Genomic DNA, 22,953 nt, shown 5'->3' on the forward strand with positions numbered 1-22,953 from the left:
GGCTCCTACTCGTCGGCCGGCTTGGCGGGGGCACTGGCGGACGCCGACGGGGTCACGGTGACGGTGACGGTCGGGGTGGGCTTCACTTCCGGCTTGGGCGGCAGGACGGTGTCGCGCGGGTCCTCGCGCGGCGGCATCACGACGACGCCGACGATGTCCAGGCGCGAGAAGCCGACGAAGGGACGCACCCACACGGTGCGGGTCAGGTCGCCGCGCGAGGGGTCGACCTTGACCACCTCGCCGAGCGGGACGCCCGGCACGAAGGGCTTGTTGCCGCGCGAGCCGAAGGTGACGAGCCGGTCGCCGGGGGCGATCTTGGCCTTGCCGTTGAGCATCTGGACCGACAGGGCGCGGTCGCCCTGGCCGGTGGCGAAGCCGAGTTCGCCGGTCTTCTCCAGCCGGGTGCCGACGGTGAAGTCGGGGTCGTTGGCGAGGACCACGGTGGCGGTGTCGGGGCCGACGGTCGCGACGCGCCCGACGAGGCCGTCGCCGTTGAGGACGGTCATGTCGCGTTCGATGCCGTCCTTGCTGCCGGCGTCGATGGTGACGGTCCAGGAGAAGCCCTGGGCCGCTCCTATCCCGATGACCTCGGCGCCCTTGATGCCGTACTGCCCGGCGCCCGCCCGCTTGAGCATCTCGTCGAGTTCGTGGATCCGGCTGCGGGTCTGGGCGTCGCTGCCGAGCTTCGCCTTCAGCGCGGTGTTCTCGCGTTCGAGCGTCTTGATGCGGTTGTGGCGCTCGTCGGAGTCCCGTACGGCGCCTATGGCGTGGGCGACGGGGTTCACGGCGGTCGCGACGCCCTTCTCCACGGGGCCGAAGACCGCCGCGGCGGCCTGCCGGGCGCCGTCGACCGGTGACTCCTCGCCCGCCCTGATGTCCACCGTGATCAAAGCGAACGCGATGGCGATCAGAAGCACCAGGAGCAGCCGGCTCTCTCGTGTGTCCCTCACGTGCGGCGGCGTGCCTTCCTCGTAGGTATTCGCGGTGCCGGAGCCGCTCCGACGGAGCCGGGGTTCGCACCGGACTGTGCCTGTATATCAACGATCCGCCGTACAGGCGCGGTAGCACCCGTACGGCGGATCCTTGTGTTCCACATGCCCCGTTACGGGGATTTGCGTCAACGCCGGGGCTGGGCGTCCAGGACCTGCTGGAGTGCTTCGAACTCCTCGACGCACTTGCCGGAGCCGAGGGCCACGGAGTCGAGGGGGTCCTCGGCGATGTGGATCGGCATGCCCGTCTCACGGCGCAGCCGCTCGTCGAGTCCGCGCAGCAGGGCGCCGCCGCCGGTGAGGACGATGCCGCGGTCCATGATGTCGCCGGAGAGCTCCGGCGGGCACTTGTCGAGGGTGGTCTTCACCGCGTCCACGATGGCGTTGACCGGTTCCTCGATGGCCTTGCGGACCTCGGCGGCGGAGATGACGACCGTCTTCGGCAGGCCGGAGACGAGGTCGCGGCCCCGGATCTCGGTGTGCTCGTCCTTGTCGAGGTCGTACGCCGACCCGATGGTGATCTTGATCTGCTCGGCGGTGCGCTCGCCGAGGAGGAGCGAGTACTCCTTCTTGATGTGCTGGATGATCGCGTTGTCCAGCTCGTCTCCGGCCACACGGATGGACTGCGCCGTGACGATTCCGCCGAGGGAGATGACGGCGACCTCGGTGGTGCCGCCACCGATGTCCACGACCATGTTGCCGGTGGCCTCGTGGACGGGCAGACCCGAGCCGATGGCGGCGGCCATCGGCTCCTCGATGATGTGTACCTGACGGGCGCCGGCCTGGGTGGACGCCTCGATCACGGCGCGGCGCTCCACTCCGGTGATGCCGGAGGGGACGCAGACCACGACGCGCGGGCGGGCCAGGTAGCGGCGCTTGTGGATCTTGAGGATGAAGTACCGGAGCATGCGCTCGGTGATCTCGAAGTCGGCGATCACGCCGTCCTTGAGGGGTCGTACGGCGACGATGTTGCCGGGCGTCCGGCCGATCATCTTCTTCGCCTCGGAACCGACCGCCAGGATTCCGCCGGTGTTCGTGTTGATGGCGACCACGGACGGCTCGTTCAGGACGATCCCCCGGCCCCTCACGTACACCAGCGTGTTGGCGGTCCCGAGGTCGATCGCCATGTCACGGCCGATGAACGACATGTTGTTCCCCTTGTTCCCCATGAGGAGCGTCTGGCCTTCCAGTTGATAGCGGCTGCTGTCAGGTCGGCGAGGTGGGTGTGTGGGTGGAGGCCCCATCGTAGTGCCGCGGGTACGGACATCGCGCGACGGGACTCCGGCAATCCCGCCGGAACGGATACCCGCCCCCTTAGTGGTGACGTCGTGTCCTGCACATGCGTTCCCGCTCGCCGCCCGTCATACCGAAGGGCGACCGAAATTACTTCGGTCGCCCCAGGTCATGAGCGCTATTTGGCTGATCTCGCGTCAGGGGCGACCGGCGCGCCGACGCCCGGGCACGGGTTCCGGATCGGATTCCGGATCAGCTCAGAGCGCGGGGAAGAAGAGCTTGAGCTCGCGCTCCGCCGACTCCTCGGAATCCGAGGCGTGGATGAGGTTCTCCCGGGTGATGGAACCGAAGTCACCCCGAATGGAGCCGGGCGCGGCGGCGATCGGGTCGGTGGGACCCGCCAACTGGCGGACACCCTCGATCACACGTTCGCCTTCGACGACGAGGACGACGACCGGACCGCTCGCCATGAAGCCCATGAGCGGCTCGTAGAAGGGCTTGCCCTTGTGCTCCCCGTAGTGCGTCTCCAGGGTCTCCTGGTCCAGCGTGCGCAGCTCCAGCGCGGGAATGGTCCAGCCGGCCTTCCGCTCGATGCGGCCGATGATCTCGCCGATCAGGCCACGACGGACGGCGTCGGGCTTGAGGATGACGAGGGTGCGCTGGGTCATGTGGTAACTCCTTGCGGCATACGGGTGCGGTCCGACGAGGCTACAGGGGGCCCGGGGGCGCCTTACGCCTCGGCCTGCGCCTCGCTCTGCGCCGCCCAGCGGGCCTTGGCGGCGTCGACCTTGCGGCCGTAGTGCACCGAGCACCACCACAGGCCGGCGAAGACCGCTCCCAGGAAGAACATCGTCGGGACGACGAACCCGCTGAGGACGAGCCCGATCTGCAGGGCCCAGCCGAGCTGCACCGCGCCGGGGCGCGACAGCATCCCGCACAGGAGCACGGACAGCAGCATCGCGATGCCGCACACCGTCCACACGGCCGCCTGGGTCAGGTCCGGGTCCTTCATGGCCACCAGACCCGCGAACCCGATCACGAAGAACTCGCCGATCAGCGTCGAAGCACACAGCGTGCGCATTCCTCAGCCCCTCTTCAGCAGCAGGCGGGCCTCGCCCACCGTGATCACGGACCCGGTCACCAGGACCCCGGCCCCACCGTATTCGGCCTCTTCCTCCGCCAGGGTGACGGCCGCCTCCAGCGCGTCGTCCAGCCGGGGCTCCACCTGCACCCGGTCGGGCCCGAAGACCTCGACCGCGATGGCCGCCAGCTCGTCGGCCGGCATCGCCCGGTGGCTGGAGTTCTGGGTGACGACGACCTCCGCGAAGATCGGCTCGAAGGCCTCGAAGACCCCCTTCACGTCCTTGTCGTCGCTCGCGCCCACCACGCCGATCAGCCGGCTGAACCCGAAGGCCTCGGTGACGGCCTCCGCGGTGACCTGCGCGCCCGCCGGGTTGTGCGCGGCGTCCAGCACCACGGTGGGGCTGCGCCGGACGACCTCCATGCGGCCCGGCGAGGTCACGGAGGCGAAGGCCCGGCGGACGGTGTCCGCGTCGAGCTCCCGGGCGTGCTCGCCGCCGACGCCGAAGAACGCCTCGACCGCGGCCAGGGCCACCGCCGCGTTGTGCGCCATGTGGGCGCCGTACAGGGGCAGGAAGATGCCGTCGTACTCGCCGCCCACGCCGCGCAGGGTCAGCATCTGGCCGCCGACCGCCACCTCGCGGGAGACGACGCCGAACTCCATGCCCTCGCGGGCGACGGTCGCATCCGCCTCGACGGCCTTCTTGAGCAGCACCTGCGCCGCGTCCACCGGCTGCTGCGCCAGGATGACGGTCGCGCCCTGCTTGATGACGCCGCCCTTCTCCTGCGCGATCTCGGCCGGAGTGGATCCGAGCCGGTCCGTGTGGTCCAGGCTGATCGGGGTGATCACCGCGACCGCGCCGTCGATCACGTTGGTCGCGTCCCACGAGCCGCCCATGCCGACCTCGACCACCGCCGCGTCGACGGGCGCGTCCGCGAAGGCCGCGTACGCCATCCCGGTGAGCACCTCGAAGAACGACAGCCGGTACTCCTCGGCGGCGTCGACCATCTCCACGTAGGGCTTGATGTCGTGGTAGGTCTCGACGAACCGCTCGGCGCTGATCGGCGCCCCGTCCAGGCTGATCCGCTCCATGATCGACTGCACGTGCGGGCTGGTGTAACGCCCGGTGCGCAGGTCGAAGGCGTTCAACAGGGCCTCGATCATGCGGGCCGTGCTGGTCTTGCCGTTGGTGCCGGTGATGTGGATGGAGGGGTACGCGCGCTGCGGCTCGCCCAGGACGTCCATCAGCGCGGCGATCCGCGAGACGGACGGCTCCAGCTTGGTCTCGCCCCAGCGGGTCGACAGCTCCTGCTCCACCTCCTGGAGGGCCTTCGCCACCTCCGGGTCGGCAGGGGCGGCGGGCACCTGCTCGCCCTGCGGCGCTCCGCCGTGTGCGCGCAGGGTGCGGCTCCCGGCCTCGATCACCGCCAGGTCGGGGTCGCGGTCGGACTCTTCCGCGACGATCCGGTCGAACTCCTCGATCGCTTCGAAGGGTCGGCCGAGGTCGTCGGGGCCGTGGCTGTCGGGCTGCTGCTCACTCACGGGGACCAGTCTACGGACGAGGACCCGGGGGACCTTCGGCCCGGCCGTTTCGGGACCTTCGGCTGCCGTCGCGACCGTTTCGTTATGCAAGCCTTGCGGCAGCAGATAGGGGAACGAATGCCGCAGGCCAGCACGGACGCCAGCAGGGGAAAGACGGCTTCCAGCCGTGACATAGGGATCGACCTGGGGACCGCGAACACCCTCGTCTACGCCCGGGGGCACGGGATCGTCCTCAATGAGCCGTCCGTGGTGGCGGTCAAGGCCGGTACGACGACGGCTCTGGCGGTGGGGACGGAAGCCAAGGAGACCATCGGCCGCACACCGGGTTCGATCACCGCGATCCGCCCGCTGAGGGACGGGGTGATCTGCGACTACGAGGCCGCCGAGGAGATGATCCGGCACTTCGTGCGCAAAGCGGTCCCCGGCCGCCGGCCGCGCACCCGGATGGTGATCTGCGTGCCGTCGGGGGTGACCCCCGTCGAACGGCGGGCCATCATCCACGCCTCCACCCGCGCCGGTGCCAGGTCCGTCCACCTGATCGAGGAGCCGATGGCGGCGGCGATCGGCGCGGGGCTGCCGGTGTCGGAGCCGCGGGGCTCGATGGTGGTCGACATCGGCGGCGGCACCTCGGAGGTGGCCGTCATCTCGCTGGGCGGCATCGTCACCTCGCAGTCGCTGCGCGTCGGCGGCGACCGGATGGACGCCGCGATCACCGACCACGTGCGCAAGGAACACGCGCTGCTCATCGGCGAGCGCACCGCCGAGGACGTCAAGGTCGCCATCGGCTCGGCGTGGCCGGTCCCGGAGCGGCCCGAGCTGGAGAGCCGCACGTACACCGTGCGGGGGCGCGAGAAGGTCGGCGGCATGCCGAGGACGCTGGAGCTGACGGCGCTCGACGTGCGGGCCGCTCTCGACGAGCCGGTCGAGGCGATCATCGCCGCCGTGCGCACCACCCTGGAGGAGTGTCCGCCGGAGCTGTCCGGTGACGTGATGGAGCGCGGCATCGTCCTGACGGGCGGCGGGGCCCTCCTGCCGGGCCTGGACCTGCGCATCGCCTCCGCTACCGGCATCCCGGTGTTCGTGGCGGACGCGCCGCTGGACTGCGTGGCGCTCGGCTCCGGCCGCTGCGTGGAGGACATGGACACCCTGGCCGGCCTGTTGGAACCGGCCAAGGCGTAAGGCGCGTCGCTCAGCCGCGCGGCAGGGTCGCTTCGACGACGTACGCGTCCTCGGTACGGGCCGCCGTCAGGGTTCCGCCCAGGCTGTGGACGCGCTCGGCCATGCTCGCCGTACCGGAGCCGGCCGAGACGGGGGCGCGGGCCGGGTTCCGGTCGGCGAGGGCGTTGGAGACGCGGATGCGCAGGCTCCTGGCGTCGGCGGTCACCGACACCTCGATGGTCTCGCCCCGGGCGTGCTTGGCGGCGTTGGTCAGGCACTCCTGCACCACCCGGTAGACGGCCGCCTGGCGCAGCGGCGACAGCTCCCGCGCCTGAGGGTCCATCACCAGCCGTACGGGCGAACCCGCCCGCCCGCTCTCCCGCGCGAGCCCTTCGAGCCCGTCCACGCCCGGGGTCGCCGCCCGCTCCCCGCGCTGCACGATGATGTCGTTGAGCACCAGGTGCGCGCGGCGCGCCGTGTCGGCGAGCTCCTCGAAGTCCTTCGCGTAGGCGCTCTCGCGGGCCCGCATCGACAGCACCTCCGAACGCACCGTCAGCAGGGTCAGCTCCCGCCCGACGAAGTCGTGGACGTCCCGGGCGACGGAGTTCCGCTCGTCCTGGACGGCCTGGAGGACCGCGGACTCGGCGCGGCGGGTGTCGAGTTCCCGTACGAGGTCGTGCCGGTAGGCGGCGATGCCGACCGCGGAGGCGAGCACCCCGATCGGCACGACCAGGCTGAGGAAGGCACTGAGGGTCTGCGCCCTCGGCTCGGGCCAGCCCGGCAGGCTGAACACCGCGAGCGCGAAGGCCACGTACCCGGCGGTGGCGAGGACCCCGGCCCGGCGGCCCCGGTAGCGGCCGACGGAGTACAGGGCGAACTGGATCAGCGTCAGCTCGTGCAGCCAGCCGATGAACAGCAGCGAGGTCAGGTACGCGGCCCAGGGCAGCCGCCTGCGTACCAGCAGGCTCGCACAGCCCGCGGTGAGGACGACGGCGGCCGCGGGACCGTTCAGGGAGTTGTCGGCGGCGGCGAGCCCCGGAAGGTCCAGCGCCATCAGGGCGAGGCAGCTCAGCGCCGTCAGGACGTCCAGCGCACGCGGTGACCCGGCCCAGCCCGCGGCGACCCGGCGGCCGGCGGCCACGACCCGGTGGAGCGCCGAGGCGACGGGCTTGACGTGCATGCCCTCCATCATGCGCGGTCGGCGGCGGCGATCGGACCCGGGCTGCGGGGCCCAGGGGTGATATCCGGCACTCCGACCGGGGGTGGGACACGGCGAAGGCGCCCACACCGGCCGACGGTGTGGGCGCCTTCGGGCGTCGCCCCGGACAGGGCCCGGGAGCGGCCGCTACGCCTGCGGGAGCCCGTCCAGCTGGGCCTGGATCCGGGCGATGTCCGCCTCGGCCTTGGCGAGCCGGCCCTTGATCTTGTCCACGACGTTGTCGGGGGCCTTGGCCAGGAAGGCCTCGTTCCCGAGCTTCGCCTGCGCCTGCTGCTTCTCCTTCTCGGCCGCGCCGAGGTCCTTGGTGAGGCGCTTGCGCTCGGCGGCGACGTCGATGGTGCCCGACAGGTCGAGCGCGACCTTGGCGCCGGCGACCGGGAGCGTCGCGGTGGCGTTGAAGTCGTCGCCCTCCGGCTGGAGGCGCAACATCTGGCGGATGGCGCCCTCGTGCGCGGCCAGCGCGGTACCGGCGAGGTCCAGGCGCGCCGGGACCTTCTGGCCCGGCTGGAGCCCCTGGTCGGCGCGGAAACGGCGGACCTCGGTGACCACGGCCTGGAGGTTCTCGATCTCGGCCTCGGCGGCCTCGTCGCGGAAACCGCTGTCCGAGGGCCACTCGGCGATGACGAGGGACTCGCGGCCGGTCAGGGTGGTCCACAGCGTCTCGGTGACGAAGGGGACCACCGGGTGCAGCAGGCGCAGCGTGACGTCGAGGACCTCGCCGAGGACGCGTCCGGAGACCCTGGCGCCCTCGCCGCCCGCGAAGAACGTCGTCTTCGACAGCTCGACGTACCAGTCGAAGACCTCGTCCCACGCGAAGTGGTAGAGCGCCTCGCTGAGCTTCGAGAACTGGTAGTCCTCGTAGAAGGCGTCGACCTGCGCGACCGTCTTGTTCAGCCGGGACAGGATCCAGCGGTCCGTCGCGGACATCTCCTCGGGGGCCGGGAGCTCGCCGTCGATGGTGGCGCCGTTCATCAGCGCGAAGCGCGTGGCGTTCCAGATCTTGTTGGCGAAGTTCCGGGACGCCTGGACCCAGTCCTCGCCGATCGGGACGTCGACACCCGGGTTGGCGCCGCGCGCCAGGGTGAAGCGGACGGCGTCGGAGCCGTACTTGTCCATCCAGTCCAGCGGGTTGACGGCGTTGCCGAAGGACTTCGACATCTTCTTGCCGAACTGGTCGCGGACCATGCCGTGCAGCGCGATGGTGTGGAACGGCGGGGTGCCGTCCATCGCGTACAGGCCGAACATCATCATCCGGGCGACCCAGAAGAAGAGGATGTCGTAGCCGGTGACCAGCACGGAGTTCGGGTAGAACTTCGCCAGGCTCTCGGTCTGGCGCGGCCAGCCGAGGGTCGAGAAGGGCCACAGGCCGGAGGAGAACCAGGTGTCGAGGACGTCGGTGTCCTGGGTCCAGCCTTCGCCGGCGGGCGGCTGCTCGTCGGGACCGACGCAGACGACCTCGCCCGCCGGGCCGTACCAGACCGGGATCCGGTGTCCCCACCACAGCTGGCGCGAGATGCACCAGTCGTGGAGGTTGTCGACCCAGTCGAAGTAGCGCTTCTCCATCTCCTGCGGGTGGATCTTGACCTTGCCGTCGCGGACCGCGTCACCGGCGGCCTGGGCGAGCGGGCCGACCTTGACCCACCACTGCATCGAAAGGCGCGGCTCGATGGTGGTCTTGCAGCGCGAGCAGTGGCCGACGGAGTGGCTGTACGGACGCTTCTCGGCGACGATCCGCCCGTCGGCGCGGAGCGCGGCGACGATGGCGGAGCGGGCCTCCAGGCGGTCCAGGCCCTGGAAGGGGCCGTGGACGGTGATGACGGCGTGCTCGTCCATGACGGCGAGGTTCGGCAGACCGTGGCGCTGGCCGATCTCGAAGTCGTTCGGGTCGTGCGCGGGGGTCACCTTGACGGCGCCGGTGCCGAACTCCGGGTCGACGTGCTCGTCGGCGACGACCGGGATCCGGCGGCCGGTGAGCGGCAGTTCGATCTCGGTGCCGACGAGGTGCGCGTAGCGCTCGTCGTCCGGGTGGACGGCGACCGCGGTGTCGCCGAGCATCGTCTCGGCGCGGGTCGTCGCGACGACGATGGACGCGTCGCCGTCGCCGTAGCGGATGGAGACGAGCTCGCCGTCGTCGTCCTGGTACTCGACCTCGATGTCCGAGATCGCGGTCAGGCACCGGGGGCACCAGTTGATGATGCGCTCGGCCCGGTAGATCAGCTCGTCGTCGTAGAGCTTCTTGAAGATCGTCTGGACGGCCTCGGACAGGCCCTCGTCCATCGTGAACCGCTCGCGGGACCAGTCGACGCCATCACCGAGACGGCGCATCTGGCCCGAGATCTGGCCGCCGGACTCGCCCTTCCACTGCCAGACGCGCTCGACGAACGCCTCCCGGCCGAGGTCGTGGCGGGACTTGCCCTCCTTGGCGAGCTCGCGCTCGACGACGTTCTGGGTGGCGATGCCGGCGTGGTCCATGCCGGGCTGCCACAGCGTCTCGTAGCCCTGCATGCGCTTGCGGCGGGTGAGGGCGTCGATCAGCGTGTGCTCGAAGGCGTGGCCCAGGTGCAGGCTGCCGGTGACGTTGGGCGGCGGGATGACGATCGTGTACGGAGGCTTTTCGCTCTTGGCGTCGGCGTCGAAGTACCCACGCTCTACCCAGCGCTCGTAGAGCTTCCCCTCTACCTCGGCCGGCGCGTACTGGGTCGGCAGTTCGGAGTCGGGGCTACTGGGTGTCTGCGTGTTCTCGGTCACGGGCACAGGATAAGGGCGGCCCCACCCCGGTTACGAATCCGTTCCGCCCTCCGGCCCGCCTGACCGGGGCATGACGGATCGGTGTGACCGGGCGCATGGACGTGATCACCGGGCAGCCGGCGGCGGCCCCTTCGGCACACCGCTGGGCGTCGTAGTTCCGTAACGCCTGGGGCCCCGGAGCCGGGACCCGCGGGAACCTCGGCCAAGATATGACCAACATAAGAAGTTCCTAAAGGGGGACGCGGGTCATGAGTTACAACCAGCCGGGGCCGTACGGGCAGCAGCCGCAGCAGCCGGGACCGTACGGCGGCCCGCCGCCGCAGCAGCAGCCGGGCCCGTACGGGCAGCCCGGCTACGGCTACCCGCAGCAGCCCCCGCAGCCGGGCTACCCGCAGCAGCCGGGTTACCCCCAGCAGCCCCCGCAGCAGCCGTACGGCTACCCGCAGCCGGGCATGCCCCCGCAGCCCCCGTACGGCGGCATGCCCCCGCAGCAGCCCCCGAAGAAGTCGAAGGCGGGCGCGGTGATCGCGGTGCTGGTCGTCCTCGGCGTGCTCGCGGGCGCCGGCTGGTACTTCACGAAGGGCGCCGGCTCCTCGGGCGCGGTGGCGGCGGACACGAAGGGCTACAAGCTGGCCTTCCCGGACTCGGTCGACGCGTACACGAAGAACAAGGACGCGGTCGGCACCGCGAACGGCGACGCCCCGCTGACGGCCGAACAGAAGACCAAGACAGAGGCCATCGGCATCAAAGACGCGCACCAGGCGGCCCAGCAGTACCTCGACGGCGTCAAGGGCAAGGCCAAGCAGATGACCGCGAGCGGCTTCTGGGGCCAGATAGACGATCCGGAGCGGGCTCTCGACGCCTACTTCGGCACGATCGGCGCGCCCAACCCGGAGACCGACAAGCTCGGCCTGAAGTACGAAAAGGTCGGCTCCCCCAAGGCGTTCACGCCGGCCGGGTTCAAGGGGGCGGTCATGAAGTGCGTCGAGATCAAGATGACCACGACGAAGCCCACCAAGCCCGGGGAGCCCAGCGCACTCGTGGTCCCCACCTGCGCATGGAGCGACCACTCCACCCTGGTCTCGGTGAACCACGTGGACCAGAGCACGATCCTGACCGGCGGCAGCCAAGGCAGCCTGGAGGACGTCTCCAAGCTGGCCGCCAAGCTCTACAACACCGCCCGCGTCAAGGCCTGACCGGCGCAGACGCGAAGGGGCGCCCCGGTTCTCCGGGGCGCCCCTTGGCGTATGTCCGTTGCGGCTAGGCCGACTTCTCCTGCGGGCCCTGGTCCTTCGGGACGATGCGCGGGACCAGCGTCGGGTTGACGTTGGAGCGGACCACATCGGCGGTGATGACCACGCGGGCCACGTCCTTGCGGGACGGGACCTCGTACATCACCGACATCAGGACCTCTTCCATGATGGCGCGCAGACCGCGCGCGCCCGTCTGGCGCAGGATCGCCTGGTCGGCGATGGCTTCGAGCGCCTCGCGCTCGAAGTCCAGCTCGACGCCGTCGAGTTCGAACAGCCGCTGGTACTGCTTCACCAGCGCGTTGCGCGGCTCGATGAGGATCTGGAGCAGCGCCTCGCGGTCCAGGTTGTGGACCGAGGTGATCACGGGAAGGCGGCCGATGAACTCGGGGATCATCCCGAACTTCACCAGGTCCTCCGGCATGACCTCCTGGAACTGGTTGCTCGCCTCGATCTCCCGCTTCGAGCGGATGGTCGCCGCGAAGCCGATGCCCTTGGCGCCCGCACGCGACTCGATGATCTTCTCCAGGCCGGCGAAGGCGCCGCCCACGATGAAGAGCACGTTCGTCGTGTCGATCTGGATGAACTCCTGGTGCGGGTGCTTGCGGCCGCCCTGCGGGGGAACCGAGGCCGTCGTGCCCTCCAGGATCTTGAGGAGCGCCTGCTGGACGCCCTCGCCGCTCACATCACGCGTGATCGACGGGTTCTCGCTCTTGCGGGCGACCTTGTCGATCTCGTCGATGTAGATGATCCCGGTCTCGGCCTTCTTGACGTCGTAGTCGGCCGCCTGGATCAGCTTGAGCAGGATGTTCTCGACGTCCTCGCCGACATAACCGGCTTCCGTCAGCGCCGTCGCGTCGGCGATGGCGAACGGGACGTTGAGCATGCGGGCCAGCGTCTGGGCCAGCAGGGTCTTGCCGGAGCCGGTGGGGCCGAGCAGCAGGATGTTGGACTTCGCGAGTTCGATCGCGTCGTCCCGGCCCTGCGCGCCGCCGTTCTCGCCGGCCTGGACCCGCTTGTAGTGGTTGTAGACCGCTACGGAGAGCGCCTTCTTCGCCGGCTCCTGGCCGACGACGTAGCTCTCCAGGAACTCGTAGATCTCGCGCGGCTTGGGGAGTTCCTCCCACCGGACCTCGGAAGTCTCCGCGAGTTCCTCTTCGATGATCTCGTTGCAGAGGTCGATGCACTCGTCGCAGATGTAGACACCGGGTCCTGCGATGAGCTTCTTCACCTGCTTCTGGCTCTTTCCGCAGAACGAGCACTTGAGCAGATCGCCGCCGTCACCGATGCGTGCCACGAGGTGCTTCCCCTTCGCCTGGGAGACGCCTGGTTCAGCGCTCCTGGTGCCTCATATCCGACGGTACCTTGCCGGGGGCCCCGAACGGGGCCCCCTTGACGTGGTTCACATCGCCGAATGCGACGGCGTGGCCACGCCAACTGGCGGCAAGGATCAGACCGCGGTGCTCTTGCGGGTGGAGACGACCTGGTCGATCAGGCCGTACGCCAGTGCGTCCTCGGCAGTGAGGATCTTGTCGCGCTCGATGTCGTCGCGGATCTTCTCGATCGGCGTGGTCGAGTGCTTGGCCAGCATGGTCTCCAGCTGGTCGCGCATGCGCAGGATCTCGTTGGCCGCGATCTCCAGGTCGGAGAGCTGCTCGCGGCCGGTGCCGCCCGACGGCTGGTGGATCAGGACACGGGCGTTCGGCAGGGCCAGACGCTTGCCGGGGGTACCGGCGGCGAGCAGCACGGCGGCGGCGGAGGCCGCCTGGCCCATGCAGACCGTCGAGATGTCGGGCTTCACGAACTGCATCGTGTCGTAGATCGCCGTCAGCGCGGTGAAGGAGCCGCCGGGGCTGTTGATGTAGATGGAGATGTCGCGGTCCGGGTCCATCGACTCCAGGCACAGCAGCTGCGCCATGACGTCGTTGGCGGACGCGTCGTCAATCTGCACGCCGAGGAAGATGATGCGCTCCTCGAAGAGCTTCGCGTACGGGTCGTACTCGCGCACACCCTGCGAGGTGCGCTCGACGAAGCGCGGGATCACGTACCGGTTGTCCACCTGAGCGCCGGTGTAGAGGCCGCTCGCGGGAGAAAGGTTGTTCATGTGCATCTGGGTGTTCACCATCCTGGTGGCGTTCTGCGGGCTGAGGCTTGCCTGGTGCGGTGCCGGGATCAGGCCCCGGTGCCGCCACCGCCGGGGACCAGGGACGCGGCGGAGATGATCTCGTCGATGAGGCCGTACTCCTTGGCCTCCTCCGCCGTGAACCAGCGGTCGCGGTCGCCGTCGCGGATGATGGCCTCCACGGTCTGGCCGGAGTGGTGAGCGGTGATCTCGGCCATCCGCTGCTTGGTGCGCAGCAGGTACTGGGCCTGGATCTTGATGTCAGAAGCGGTGCCGCCGATGCCGGCGGAGCCCTGGTGCATCAGGATGTCGGTGTTCGGGAGTGCGAAGCGCTTGCCGGCCGTACCACCGGTGAGCAGGAACTGGCCCATGGAGGCCGCCATGCCCATACCGATGGTGACGACGTCGTTCGGGATGTACTGCATGGTGTCGTAGACCGCCATGCCGGCCGTCACCGAGCCGCCGGGGCTGTTGATGTACAGGAAGATGTCCTTCTCCGGCTCCGCGGCCAGGAGGAGGAGCTGCGCCGTGATCTTGTTCGCGATCTCGTCGTCGACCTGCTGGCCGAGGAAGATGATGCGCTCGCCGAGCAGCCGGTTGTAGACATGGTCGCCGAGGCCACCACCGATGGACGGCTCACCCGCGGCGTAAGGCTTCAGATTCGTCACGTATCCACCTGCTCGTCTCCGACGGCCACATGCCGTCTCAGCGTCTCGTTCTGGGGCGCGGACCAGCCGGTGCGGACGATGTCCGCCGGCGTCGGGTAATCCCGTGCCCTCGTATTCATGGACCCTAACGCGCAGGTCGGACAACGCCATCCCGCTTCCCGAACTGTTCGCTCGGAGCGCAAGGTCCCGGGCCCTTTCCCACGGTACGGCGGAGGGCCCGGACGCGGTCGCGTCCGGGCCCTCCGGGGCATGCCGGGTGGACGGGGCCCGAGGCCCGCCCGGGGGTGTTACTTGGCCTCGTCGCCCTCGGTCTCGGCGTCGGCCTCGACGGCCGCCTCGACCGTCTCGGCGGCCGTCTCGACCTCGTCCTCGTCGTCGGAGAGGTCGACGACCTCACCGTTGGTGTCGACGACCTTGGCGGCCTCGACGACGACTGCGAGGGCCTTGCCGCGAGCGACCTCGCCGACCAGCATCGGGACCTGGCCGCCCTCGACGACCGCCTGGGCGAACTGGTCGGGGGACATGCCGGAGGACTGCGCGCGGCGCATGAGGTGCTCGGTGAGCTCCTCCTGGTTGACGCCCAGCTTCTCCTTGTTGACCAGGGCGTCCAGCAGGAACTGGGTCTTGATGCCCTTGACGGCCTGCTCGGAGGTCTCGGCGTCGAACTCCTCGACCGTCTTGCCCTGGATCTCCAGGAACTTCTCCAGGTTCAGGCCCATCTGGCCGAGCTGGTGGTGCTCCAGGTTGTGCTTGCGGGTCTGGACCTCGTCCGCGAGCAGCTTCTCGGGGACGGGGATCTCCGCGAGCTCCAGGAACTTCTCCAGGACGCGCTCCTGGGCCTGGGTGGCCTGGTCGTACTGCTTCATGTTCTCAAGGCGCTTGCGGCTGTCCGCCTTGAGCTCTTCGAGGGTGTCGAACTCGCTCGCCATCTGCGCGAACTCGTCGTCCAGCTCCGGCAGCTCGCGAGCGGAGACCTTGGTGACCTTGACGGTGACCTCGGCGTCCTTGCCCTCGGCGGAGCCGCCCTTGAGCTGGGAGGTGAAGGTGGCCTCGCCACCGGCCTCCAGGCCCTTGACGGCCTCGTCGATGCCGTCGAGGAGCTCGCCCGAGCCGATGGTGTAGGAGACGTCCTGGGCGACACCGTCCTCCAGCACCTCGCCCTCGACCTTGGCCTCCAGGTCGATCGTGACGACGTCGCCGTCCTGGGCGGCGCGCTCGACGTCCTTGGTGGACGCGAAACGGCCGCGCAGCTGCTCGACCGACTTCTCGACGTCCTCGTCGGTGACCTCGACGGCGTCCACGGTGACCTCGATGCCGGAGTAGTCCGGGATCTCGATCTCGGGGCGGACGTCCACCTCGGCGGTGAAGGCCAGCAGCTCGCCGTCCTTCAGCTCCGTGATGTCGACCTCGGGCTGGCCCAGCGGGTTCAGGTCGGCCTCGTTGACGGCCTCGGTGTAGAACTTCGGGAGGGCGTCGTTGACGGCCTCCTCCAGCACCGCACCGCGGCCGAAGCGCTGGTCGATGACGCGGGCCGGGATCTTGCCCTTGCGGAAGCCCTTCACCGTGACCTGCTGGTTGATCTTCTTGTAGGCCGCGTCGAGGCTGTCCTTGAGCTCCTCGAAGGGCACCTCAACAGTGAGCCGAACCCGAGTCGGGTTCAGGGTCTCCACGGCGCTCTTCACGGTTCGGTCTCCTTGTGGCTGACTGCTGGGGGTTCTGCCGTCGCGCTGCGATTCAGCGGTTCGGCGGATTCGGCCCGGCATCAGACACACGGGCACGCAGCTTGCATAGTAACCGCAAGCGGCAATCAGCCCACAACGCGATCACCGCGGCGATCTTCGGTGGGCGTGCCCGGGGACACTGTGTGGAGAAGGTGCTACTGGTCGGGGTGGCCGGATTCGAACCGACGACCTTCCGCTCCCAAAGCGGACGCGCTACCAAGCTGCGCCACACCCCGTCGGTGCGACACGTAGGGTACATGCCCGAAGACGGTCCGACACGCCGGTTCCCCACGGAACGCGCCCCGCACCGGGCCCCGCCCGCGGACGCCGCCACGACGGCGGACCGAAATGCGGTGTGCGATCCCCCCGCCCGACCCGCTAGTATGCTGTCCGTGCCGCGGTCCCCGGACCTGCGGCGCACGTATTGCGGGTGTAGCTCAATGGTAGAGCCCTAGTCTTCCAAACTAGCTACGCGGGTTCGATTCCCGTCACCCGCTCTTGTGGCCGAGGGCCGGGCGGAGGATGTTTCCTCCGCCCGGCCCTCCGTCGTTTTCGTGCCGGCTTGCCCCCCGGGGGCGCCCGGTCAGAGCTTGATGCCGGCGATGGTGTCCGCCAGGGAGTTCAGGAAGCGGTTGACGTCCGGGGCGATGGAGCTGGACGCCAGGAAGAAGCCGAAGAGGACCGCGACGATCGCGGGGCCGGCCTTGATGTGGCTGCCGCGGATCAGCACCACCAAAATGATCGCCAACAGAACCACCACTGACAGCGAAATGGCCACTACTGATCACACCTTCGGTCGTCCCCTGGTCGGCCTGGGGCGCTTGCCCCCACAAGGACCATCCTCCCACCAACCGGGCCCGGCTATCCGTCTCGTGACGAATCGCCATCGCGGGTTTTCCGCCAACGGCAGGTTCGGGCCGCACGTTTCGGGCGCGGGGCGGGGGTCAGGGGGTGGGCAGGCCGAGGAGCGAGCGGACATACGTGTACTTCGCGGACAGCCGGTCGCGGGTGGGGCGGTCCAGGACGGCGAGGCGGGCGGGGTCGGCGTTGTGCGCCAGGTCCGCCTCCTTGACCAGCAGGGCGCCCTCGGTGGCCAGGATGCGGGCCGTGTACTCCTCGACCGGCTCGCCCGGGATCTTCGTCAGCGCGAGGACCATGGCCTTGACCCCCTCGGGGAGGGCGGCCGTTTCCAGCCAGGCGGGGGTGAGGGCGTGGTCCTCGATCGCGTCGTGGAGCCAGGCGGCGGCCTGCTGCTCGGGCGTGCCGCCGCGCAGGCGGACGCCCTCGGCGACGGCGGCGAGGTGCTCGGCGTAGGGACGGCCGGCCTTGTCGGTCTGCCCCTCGTGCGCCGCGCGGGCGAGGGCCTCCACTTCGAGGAGGGTCAGGGCCCGGTCCGTCATGTGAGCTCCCTTGCTGCCGTACGGAGGGCCTGGGCGGCCCGGCGCACATCCGCCTCGGTGGTGCGCCAGTTGGAGAACGCGGCGCGCAGGGCGGGGGTTCCCGCGTAGACGGTGGGGGTGACGAACACCTCCTGCCGCACGGCCTCGCGGAGGGCGGTGAGACGGGCGGGGGTGGGGGCGTCGGAGAGGGTGAAGCAGACGACGTTGAGGCGGACGGGGGCGAGGACGGTGAGGGCCGGGTCCTCGGAGAGCTCGGCGCCGAGGGCGCGGGCGCAAGCGATGTCCCGCTCGACGATCTCCCGGTGGCCCTGGCGGCCGTAGGCGCGGAGGGTGAACCAGGCGGCGAGGGCGCGCAGCCGGTGGGAGTTCTCGGGGGTCAGGTGGACCAGGTCGGGGTGGTCGCCGAGGGGACCGAGGTAGGCGGCGGCGTTCTGGAAGACGCGGGCCTGGAGGTCGCGGCGGCGGGTGAACTGGACGGCGCTGTCGTAGGGGACGTTGAGCCACTTGTGCAGGTCGACGCAGACGGAGTCGGAGGCGTCGAGGCCGTCGGTGAGGTGGGCGTGGTCCGGGGAGAGCGCGGCGAAGGCACCGAAGGCGGCGTCGGTGTGCAGCCAGAAGTCGTGCCGGGTCTTGAGGGCGGCGATGGCGCGGAGGTCGTCGAAGTCGACGGTGTTGACGGTGCCGGCGTTGGCGACGACGACGGCGGGGCCGGGCGTGTCGGCCAGCGCCCGGTCGAGGGCGGCCGGGTCGACGGCCTCCCGGCCGGGGAGGGTGGGGACGGGGACCAGGGCGCGGCGGCCGAGGCCGAGGAGGGAGAGGGCCTTGGCGATGGAGGAGTGCGGGGCGCCGGACAGGACGCGGACGGGGCCGAGGGCTGCCGCGCCGTCGTTGGAGGGCGAGACGCCGAGGCGTTCGCCGAGCCACTCGCGGGCGATGGCGAGGCCGGTGGTGTTGGACATGGTGGCGCCGCTGACGAAGGTGCCGGTGTGGGCGGGCGTGAGGGCGAAGAGGTCGCGGAGCCAGGTGACGGTTTCGCGTTCGAGGTCCTGGCCGGCGCCGTCGAGGGCGGAGTTGCTGTTCTGGTCGTGGGCGGCGGTGAGCCAGTCGCCGGCGAGGGCGGCGGGGGTGGCGCCGCCGGTGACGAAGCCGAGGTAGCGGGGGCCGGCGGAGGCGGAGAGGCGGGGGGCCCAGCGGGTGCGGAAGGCGGCGAGGGTGGCTTCGGTGCCGGCGGGGGTGTCGGGGAGGGGTTCGGGGGTGAGGGGTGGCTCCGCCGGGGTTGGGGGGATCACGGGGCGGGTGTCGAGGGTGGCGAGGGCCTCGGCGGCGGCCTGGCGGGTGGCGTCGAGGAGGGCGGGGAGGCGGGCGAGGTCGGCGGCGAGGGTGGGGTGCATTGAGGCACGGTATGCGGGGGGTGGGGGGCGGGGGTGGGCCAATCGGCGGTGGGTGGCCTTCCCTGGGCGTGGGGGCGGGGTGCCGGGTATCCGTGGCTCCGCCGCGCCCCTAACACCGCGCGGGGTGCGGGGGTCCGGTGCCGCGCCGTGGCGCAAGCGGCCCCGGCTGCGCCGGGCCTTGCGGGGCTCCGCCCCGCGCCTCAAACGCCGGCGAGGCTGGAATTGCCGGCCCCGGACGCCGCGCCGGGGGGGGGTGCAGGGGTCCGGTGCCGCGCCGTGGCGCAAGCGGCCCCGGCTGCGCCGGGCCTTGCGGGGCTCCGCCCCGCGCCCCGCGCCTCAAACGCCGGCGAGGCTGGAGTTACCGGGCCCCGGACGCCGCGAGGCTGGAAATGCCGCGCCCCTAACACCGCGCGGGGTGCGGGGGTCCGGTGCCGCGCCGTGGCGCAAGCGGCCCCGGCTGCGCCGGGCCTTGGGGGGGGGGGGGGGGGGGGGGGGGCCGCGGGGCGCGCGGGGGGGGGGGGGGCCGAGGGGCGCGGGCCGCCCGCGTGCCCCACGCGCCCCCGGGGGCGCGGGGGGGGGGGGGCCCCCCCCCCCCACCCCGCGCCTCAAACGCCGGCGAGGCTGGGGATGTCGGCCCCAGCACCGCGAGGGTGGAGTGGCCGGGCCCCGGACGCCGCGAGGGTGGAGTGGCCGGGCCCCGGACGCCGCGAGGGTGGAGTGGCCGGGCCCCGGACGCCGCGAGGGTGGAGTGGCCGGTCGCGGATGACGGCGGGGCGGTCAGGGGGAGCGGCGGATGAGGAGGAGGGCGCGGTCGTCGTTGACGTCCTTGGCCACCTTTTCGATGAGGTGCCACGTCGCACCGTCCCAGCCGGCGGCCACGTAGCGGTCGGCTTCGCCCGTCAGGCGGTCGATGCCCTCGCTGATGTCGCGGTCCGCGGTTTCGACCAGGCCGTCCGTGAAGAGCATCAGGACGTCCCCGCGGCGGAGGTTCCCGCGGGCCGGGGTGAATTCCGCGCCGTCGTAGACGCCGAGCAGCGGGCCCTCGCCGGAGACCTCCCGCCAACGGCCGGTACCCGCGGAGAGCTGGAGGGCGGGGAGGTGGCCCGCGGAGAGGAGTTCGTAGTCCCCGGTCTCCAGGTCCAGGACGAGGTGGATGGAGGTGGCGAAGCCCTCCTCCCAGTCCTGGCGCAGCAGGTAGCCGTTGGCGGCCGGCAGGAACCCGTGCGGGGGCAGGGCGCCGAGCAGTCCGCCGAAGGCCCCGGAGAGGAGGAGGGCGCGGGAGCCGGCCTCCATGCCCTTGCCGGAGACGTCGGTGAGGACGACCTCCAGGGTCCGGCCGCCGTTCGTGCGGGCGGCCACCACGAAGTCCCCGGAGAAGGACTGGCCGCCGGCCGGCCGCAGGGCCATCTCGCGGTGCCACCCGGAGGGCAGGGACGGCAGCTTGCTCTGCACCCGGATCCGTTCGCGCAGGTCGAACAGCATGGTGCCGCCGCGCCGCCACGGCACGCCGACCCGGCTGCGGAACTGGGCGATGACCAGCCCGAAGAACCCGCAGGCCGCCACCACCAGCACCGTGCCGGGCGTGACCCGGGCCGGCCCCTCCGTGTACGGGCCCAGTACGAGCGCCTCCACGATCAGGGCGACGGCGGAGGCGGCGTACAGGGCGAGCAGGCTGGCCGGCCGCAGCAGCAGGCCGCCCGCCACGATCGGCAGGACGAGGGCCGACGGCGAGAACCAGACGGGCAGCATCAGTGTGCCGAACGCGATCGCGGGCACGGTCAGGAGCAGGCCCCCGAACGCGAGCCAGTCGGAGGCGTCACCGCGGAAGTAGTCGACGGCGGATTTGCGCAGCCCGGTGCGCGCCCGGTGCGACAGCATGCGCGTCCGGGCCATGAGCGTCTCCACACGTGCTCCGGCCATTGCTTCGGGACCCTATCCATCCTGGCTGTGCGCGCGCAGGGGTACCCCCGGACCTGGGGCCCGCCTAGGGGAGAAATCGCTTCGACTGGACGGGATTGCCCTGATAAGGATGCGCATATGGGTCTTGAGACGCGGGTATTGCAGGCTGATGAGTGGGATGTCTGGTACGACCACCTTGAACTGGCGTTCGGCGGTGTGCCCGAGTCCCCCGAGGAGCGTGAACTGTACAAGTCCCTCACGGAGTTGGAGCGTTCGCTCGCGGTGTGGGACGGCGGGGACTGCGTGGGTTCGGCGGGCGCGTTCAGCTTCCGGCTCTCGGCGCCGGGCGGGGTGCTGGTGCCCGCAGCGGGAGTCACGATGGTGGGCGTCGCGCCGACCCACCGCCGGCGCGGGGTGCTGACTTCGCTGATGCGCCGCCAATTGGACGACATCCGGGCGGGTGGTGAACCGCTCGCCGTGCTGACGGCCTCGGAGCCGGCGATCTACGGACGGTTCGGCTACGGCACCGGAACCTACGCGCTGGCGCTGGAGATCGACACGAGCCGGGTACGGCTCTGCGTGCCGCCGGGGACGGACGCGGTCCGACTGCGCCTCGTGGAGCCGGAGAAGGCCCTGGCCGACTGCGAGCGGGTCTACGCCGCCCTGCTCGCGCGGCGGCCGGGGATGCCCGCCCGGCAGCCGGGCTGGGAGCGCCAGGGGCTGCTCGACCCGGAGTCGCTGCGCGCGGGGGCCTCACCGCTCAAGTGCGTGCTCGCCGAGGGACCGGACGGGCAGGTGGCGGGCTACGCCCGCTACCGGGTGAAGCCCGAGTGGGAGCTGACCGGCGCGGCGGGGAAGGTGGAGGTGTCCGATCTCGACGCGCTGGACCCGGCGGCGTACGCGGCGCTGTGGCGCTACCTCTGCGGGATCGACCTGACCACGGCCGTGCGGGCCACCGGGCGCCCGGCGGACGATCCGGTGCTGCACCTGGTGAGCGATGTACGGCGGTGCCGACCGAACCCGCGCGACGCGCTGTACGTGCGGCTCGTGGACCTCGGGGCGGCGCTGGAGGCGCGCAGGTACGGGACGCCCCTGGACGTGGTCCTGGAGGTGGAGGACGCGTTCTGCCCGTGGAACGAGGGGCGGTGGCGGCTGCGCGTCGGGCCGGAGGGGACGGCGTCCTGCGTGCGCAGCGCGGACCCGGTGGACCTGGAGCTGTCGGTGCGGGACCTGGGCTCGGCGTACCTGGGCGGGATCACGCTGACCTCACTGGCCGGCGCCGGGCGCGTGCGCGAGCTGCGTCCGGGCGCGCTGGCGGCGGCCTCGCGGGCCTTCGCGGGCGATGTGGCCCCCTGGCTCCCCCACGGGTTCTGAATCGCCCGGCCTAGCGGATCTGGCAGCCCGGGCACCAGAAGAGGTTGCGGGCGGCGAGGCCGGCGGTGCGGATCTCGCCCCCGCAGACGTGGCAGGGCATGTCCGCCCGCCGGTAGACGTACACCTCGCCGCCGTGGTCGTCGACCCTGGGCGGGCGGCCCATGGCCTCCGGCATGTGCTCGTCGCGGACGGTGTCGATCCGGTTGTTCCGTACGCCTTCGCGCATGAGGGCCACGAGGTCGGTCCAGATGGCGTCCCACTCCGCCCGCGTCAGGTCTTTGCCGAGCCGGTACGGGTCGATGCCGTGCCGGAAGAGCACCTCGGCGCGGTAGACGTTGCCGACGCCCGCGATCACCTTCTGGTCCATGAGCAGCGCGGCGACGGTCGTACGGGAGCGGGAGATCCGCTTCCACGCCCGGTCGGGGTCGTCGCCCGGGCGCAGCGGGTCGGGGCCGAGCCGCTCGTGTATCGCCTTCTTCTCGTCCTCGCCGAGCAACGCACAGGCGGTCGGCCCGCGCAGGTCGGCCCAGTGGTCCTCGTTGGCCAGGCGCAGCCGGACCGTGTCGGTGGCGGGCGGGGCCGGGGCCGGGCCGAAGCCGAGCTTGCCGAAGAGGCCGAGGTGGATGTGGATCCAGGCGTCGCCGAGTTCCAGGAAGAGGTGCTTGCCGTGCGCCTCGGCGCTCTCCAGGGTGCGCCCGTCGAGCAGGGCGGCGCTTTCGGCGAACCGGCCCTGCGGGCTGCTCACCCGCACCGGGCGTCCGGCGAAGCGCGCGGTGTGGTCCTGGGCGAGGCGGTGGATCGTATGCCCCTCGGGCACGGCGGGGCTCCTCACGGCGACGAGCGGGAAGGCGGACGGGAAAAGCGGCGGGAAGGCGACGGAAGGCGGCGGGACGGACCGGCGGGCAGCAGGTCGGCCGGGCAGCCGGCAGGGCAGGCCGGGCCCGCCCACGGGGCCCGGGACGGCCGTGCAGCCGCAAAACGGCCCGGCAAGCCGCCGAAACGACCAGCAGCCTCGCAAACGGCCCGGCAGCCCCGCAAACGGCCGTGGCGCCGGGGGGGCGGCGGCCCCGCCCCGCGGGGGCGGGGGGTCAGCCCGGGGGGGGGGGGGGCGGGGTGGGGGGGGGGGCGGCGGGGGTGTGGGTTGGGGGGGGGCTGTTG

Annotated in this window: 19 protein-coding genes and 2 tRNA genes; 4 read left to right on the forward strand and 17 right to left on the reverse strand. The window is 71.3% G+C overall.

All coding sequences use genetic code 11. The annotated features are described in order from the left end of the window. Nucleotides 1–5: 5 nt before the first annotated feature. The 5 genes from mreC to ACIA6C_RS03405 form a co-directional block, all read right to left on the reverse strand. Nucleotides 6–950 (reverse strand): rod shape-determining protein MreC, encoded by a 945-nt coding sequence (mreC, locus tag ACIA6C_RS03385; RefSeq protein WP_361136925.1) that lies wholly within the window; start codon nucleotides 948–950, stop codon nucleotides 6–8. Nucleotides 951–1,117: 167 nt separating this feature from the next. Beyond that, complete coding sequence (locus tag ACIA6C_RS03390) at nucleotides 1,118–2,137, reverse strand: rod shape-determining protein (protein WP_008738981.1); 1,020 nt, start codon at nucleotides 2,135–2,137, stop codon at nucleotides 1,118–1,120. 342 nt (nucleotides 2,138–2,479) lie between these two features. Then, a complete protein-coding gene (ndk, locus tag ACIA6C_RS03395) occupies nucleotides 2,480–2,890 on the reverse strand; it encodes a nucleoside-diphosphate kinase (protein ID WP_361136923.1) in 411 nt (136 codons plus the stop codon). A gap of 62 nt (nucleotides 2,891–2,952) precedes the next feature. After that, entirely contained in the window at nucleotides 2,953–3,303 is a 351-nt protein-coding gene (locus ACIA6C_RS03400) for a DUF4233 domain-containing protein (RefSeq protein WP_190182461.1), read from the reverse strand. A 3-nt stretch (nucleotides 3,304–3,306) separates the two neighbouring features. Continuing rightward, nucleotides 3,307–4,845, reverse strand: coding sequence for a bifunctional folylpolyglutamate synthase/dihydrofolate synthase (locus ACIA6C_RS03405; protein WP_399272582.1), 1,539 nt, complete (start codon nucleotides 4,843–4,845; stop codon nucleotides 3,307–3,309). Nucleotides 4,846–4,962: 117 nt separating this feature from the next. On the opposite strand from ACIA6C_RS03405, the gene ACIA6C_RS03410 reads away from it, so the two are divergent. After that, nucleotides 4,963–6,024 (forward strand): rod shape-determining protein, encoded by a 1,062-nt coding sequence (locus ACIA6C_RS03410; RefSeq protein WP_399272584.1) that lies wholly within the window; start codon nucleotides 4,963–4,965, stop codon nucleotides 6,022–6,024. Between the two features lie 10 nt (nucleotides 6,025–6,034). On the opposite strand, the gene ACIA6C_RS03415 is transcribed toward ACIA6C_RS03410, so the two are convergent. Further along, a complete protein-coding gene (locus ACIA6C_RS03415; protein ID WP_366080997.1) occupies nucleotides 6,035–7,183 on the reverse strand; it encodes a histidine kinase in 1,149 nt (382 codons plus the stop codon). A gap of 165 nt (nucleotides 7,184–7,348) precedes the next feature. Then, nucleotides 7,349–9,970, reverse strand: coding sequence for a valine--tRNA ligase (locus ACIA6C_RS03420; RefSeq protein ID WP_399272586.1), 2,622 nt, complete (start codon nucleotides 9,968–9,970; stop codon nucleotides 7,349–7,351). Between the two features lie 248 nt (nucleotides 9,971–10,218). On the opposite strand from ACIA6C_RS03420, the gene ACIA6C_RS03425 reads away from it, so the two are divergent. Continuing rightward, complete coding sequence (locus ACIA6C_RS03425; RefSeq protein WP_399272588.1) at nucleotides 10,219–11,166, forward strand: hypothetical protein; 948 nt, start codon at nucleotides 10,219–10,221, stop codon at nucleotides 11,164–11,166. 64 nt (nucleotides 11,167–11,230) lie between these two features. On the opposite strand, the gene clpX is transcribed toward ACIA6C_RS03425, so the two are convergent. The 5 genes from clpX to ACIA6C_RS03450 all read right to left on the reverse strand — a co-directional run bounded on the left by clpX (nucleotide 11,231) and on the right by ACIA6C_RS03450 (nucleotide 15,967). Then, complete coding sequence (gene clpX, locus ACIA6C_RS03430; RefSeq protein WP_008738998.1) at nucleotides 11,231–12,517, reverse strand: ATP-dependent Clp protease ATP-binding subunit ClpX; 1,287 nt, start codon at nucleotides 12,515–12,517, stop codon at nucleotides 11,231–11,233. Between the two features lie 153 nt (nucleotides 12,518–12,670). After that, nucleotides 12,671–13,345: an ATP-dependent Clp protease proteolytic subunit gene (locus tag ACIA6C_RS03435; RefSeq protein WP_308433546.1), complete on the reverse strand. Its 675-nt coding sequence runs from the start codon at nucleotides 13,343–13,345 to the stop codon at nucleotides 12,671–12,673. A gap of 47 nt (nucleotides 13,346–13,392) precedes the next feature. Beyond that, nucleotides 13,393–14,010 (reverse strand): ATP-dependent Clp protease proteolytic subunit, encoded by a 618-nt coding sequence (locus ACIA6C_RS03440; protein WP_361136913.1) that lies wholly within the window; start codon nucleotides 14,008–14,010, stop codon nucleotides 13,393–13,395. A 287-nt stretch (nucleotides 14,011–14,297) separates the two neighbouring features. Continuing rightward, nucleotides 14,298–15,692, reverse strand: coding sequence for a trigger factor (tig, locus tag ACIA6C_RS03445; protein ID WP_361136911.1), 1,395 nt, complete (start codon nucleotides 15,690–15,692; stop codon nucleotides 14,298–14,300). A 198-nt stretch (nucleotides 15,693–15,890) separates the two neighbouring features. Further along, a tRNA-Pro gene (locus ACIA6C_RS03450) sits at nucleotides 15,891–15,967 on the reverse strand. Between the two features lie 190 nt (nucleotides 15,968–16,157). Here ACIA6C_RS03450 and ACIA6C_RS03455 point away from each other — a divergent pair. Further along, nucleotides 16,158–16,228 (forward strand) — tRNA-Gly (locus tag ACIA6C_RS03455). 86 nt (nucleotides 16,229–16,314) lie between these two features. On the opposite strand, the gene ACIA6C_RS03460 is transcribed toward ACIA6C_RS03455, so the two are convergent. The 4 genes from ACIA6C_RS03460 to ACIA6C_RS03475 all read right to left on the reverse strand — a co-directional run bounded on the left by ACIA6C_RS03460 (nucleotide 16,315) and on the right by ACIA6C_RS03475 (nucleotide 20,415). Beyond that, on the reverse strand, nucleotides 16,315–16,509 hold the full coding sequence (locus ACIA6C_RS03460; protein ID WP_136216973.1) for a hypothetical protein: 195 nt from the start codon (nucleotides 16,507–16,509) through the stop codon (nucleotides 16,315–16,317). A 166-nt stretch (nucleotides 16,510–16,675) separates the two neighbouring features. Then, nucleotides 16,676–17,131 carry an HD domain-containing protein gene (locus ACIA6C_RS03465; RefSeq protein WP_366080991.1) on the reverse strand — a complete coding sequence of 152 codons (456 nt, stop codon included), beginning with the start codon at nucleotides 17,129–17,131 and terminating at the stop codon, nucleotides 16,676–16,678. Next, a complete protein-coding gene (locus ACIA6C_RS03470; RefSeq protein WP_399272592.1) occupies nucleotides 17,128–18,522 on the reverse strand; it encodes a pyridoxal phosphate-dependent decarboxylase family protein in 1,395 nt (464 codons plus the stop codon). Before ACIA6C_RS03470 ends, ACIA6C_RS03465 begins: the two co-directional genes overlap by 4 nt. Before the next feature lie 777 nt (nucleotides 18,523–19,299). Then, complete coding sequence (locus ACIA6C_RS03475; RefSeq protein ID WP_399272594.1) at nucleotides 19,300–20,415, reverse strand: PP2C family protein-serine/threonine phosphatase; 1,116 nt, start codon at nucleotides 20,413–20,415, stop codon at nucleotides 19,300–19,302. Nucleotides 20,416–20,559: 144 nt separating this feature from the next. Between ACIA6C_RS03475 and ACIA6C_RS03480 the strand changes: the two genes are divergently transcribed. Next, complete coding sequence (locus ACIA6C_RS03480) at nucleotides 20,560–21,795, forward strand: GNAT family N-acetyltransferase (protein WP_366083482.1); 1,236 nt, start codon at nucleotides 20,560–20,562, stop codon at nucleotides 21,793–21,795. A gap of 10 nt (nucleotides 21,796–21,805) precedes the next feature. On the opposite strand, the gene ACIA6C_RS03485 is transcribed toward ACIA6C_RS03480, so the two are convergent. Then, on the reverse strand, nucleotides 21,806–22,612 hold the full coding sequence (locus tag ACIA6C_RS03485) for an Fpg/Nei family DNA glycosylase (RefSeq protein ID WP_399272596.1): 807 nt from the start codon (nucleotides 22,610–22,612) through the stop codon (nucleotides 21,806–21,808). Nucleotides 22,613–22,953 lie beyond the last annotated feature (341 nt).

The sequence above is a fragment of the Streptomyces sp. NPDC051578 genome, assembly GCF_044454045.1.
GTDB lineage: Bacteria > Actinomycetota > Actinomycetes > Streptomycetales > Streptomycetaceae > Streptomyces.

Excerpts from the sequence above, each read along its gene's own strand:
- ACIA6C_RS03390 (WP_008738981.1), bottom strand. The coding sequence starts at position 2,137 with ATGTCGTTCATCGGCCGTGACATGGCGATCGACCTCGGGACCGCCAAC.
- ndk (WP_361136923.1), bottom strand. The coding sequence starts at position 2,890 with ATGACCCAGCGCACCCTCGTCATCCTCAAGCCCGACGCCGTCCGTCGT.
- ACIA6C_RS03400 (WP_190182461.1), bottom strand. The coding sequence starts at position 3,303 with ATGCGCACGCTGTGTGCTTCGACGCTGATCGGCGAGTTCTTCGTGATC.
- ACIA6C_RS03410 (WP_399272584.1), top strand. The coding sequence starts at position 4,963 with ATGCCGCAGGCCAGCACGGACGCCAGCAGGGGAAAGACGGCTTCCAGC.
- ACIA6C_RS03415 (WP_366080997.1), bottom strand. The coding sequence starts at position 7,183 with ATGCACGTCAAGCCCGTCGCCTCGGCGCTCCACCGGGTCGTGGCCGCC.
- ACIA6C_RS03425 (WP_399272588.1), top strand. The coding sequence starts at position 10,219 with ATGAGTTACAACCAGCCGGGGCCGTACGGGCAGCAGCCGCAGCAGCCG.
- ACIA6C_RS03435 (WP_308433546.1), bottom strand. The coding sequence starts at position 13,345 with ATGGTGAACACCCAGATGCACATGAACAACCTTTCTCCCGCGAGCGGC.
- ACIA6C_RS03465 (WP_366080991.1), bottom strand. The coding sequence starts at position 17,131 with ATGACGGACCGGGCCCTGACCCTCCTCGAAGTGGAGGCCCTCGCCCGC.
- ACIA6C_RS03470 (WP_399272592.1), bottom strand. The coding sequence starts at position 18,522 with ATGCACCCCACCCTCGCCGCCGACCTCGCCCGCCTCCCCGCCCTCCTC.
- ACIA6C_RS03475 (WP_399272594.1), bottom strand. The coding sequence starts at position 20,415 with ATGGCCCGGACGCGCATGCTGTCGCACCGGGCGCGCACCGGGCTGCGC.
- ACIA6C_RS03480 (WP_366083482.1), top strand. The coding sequence starts at position 20,560 with ATGGGTCTTGAGACGCGGGTATTGCAGGCTGATGAGTGGGATGTCTGG.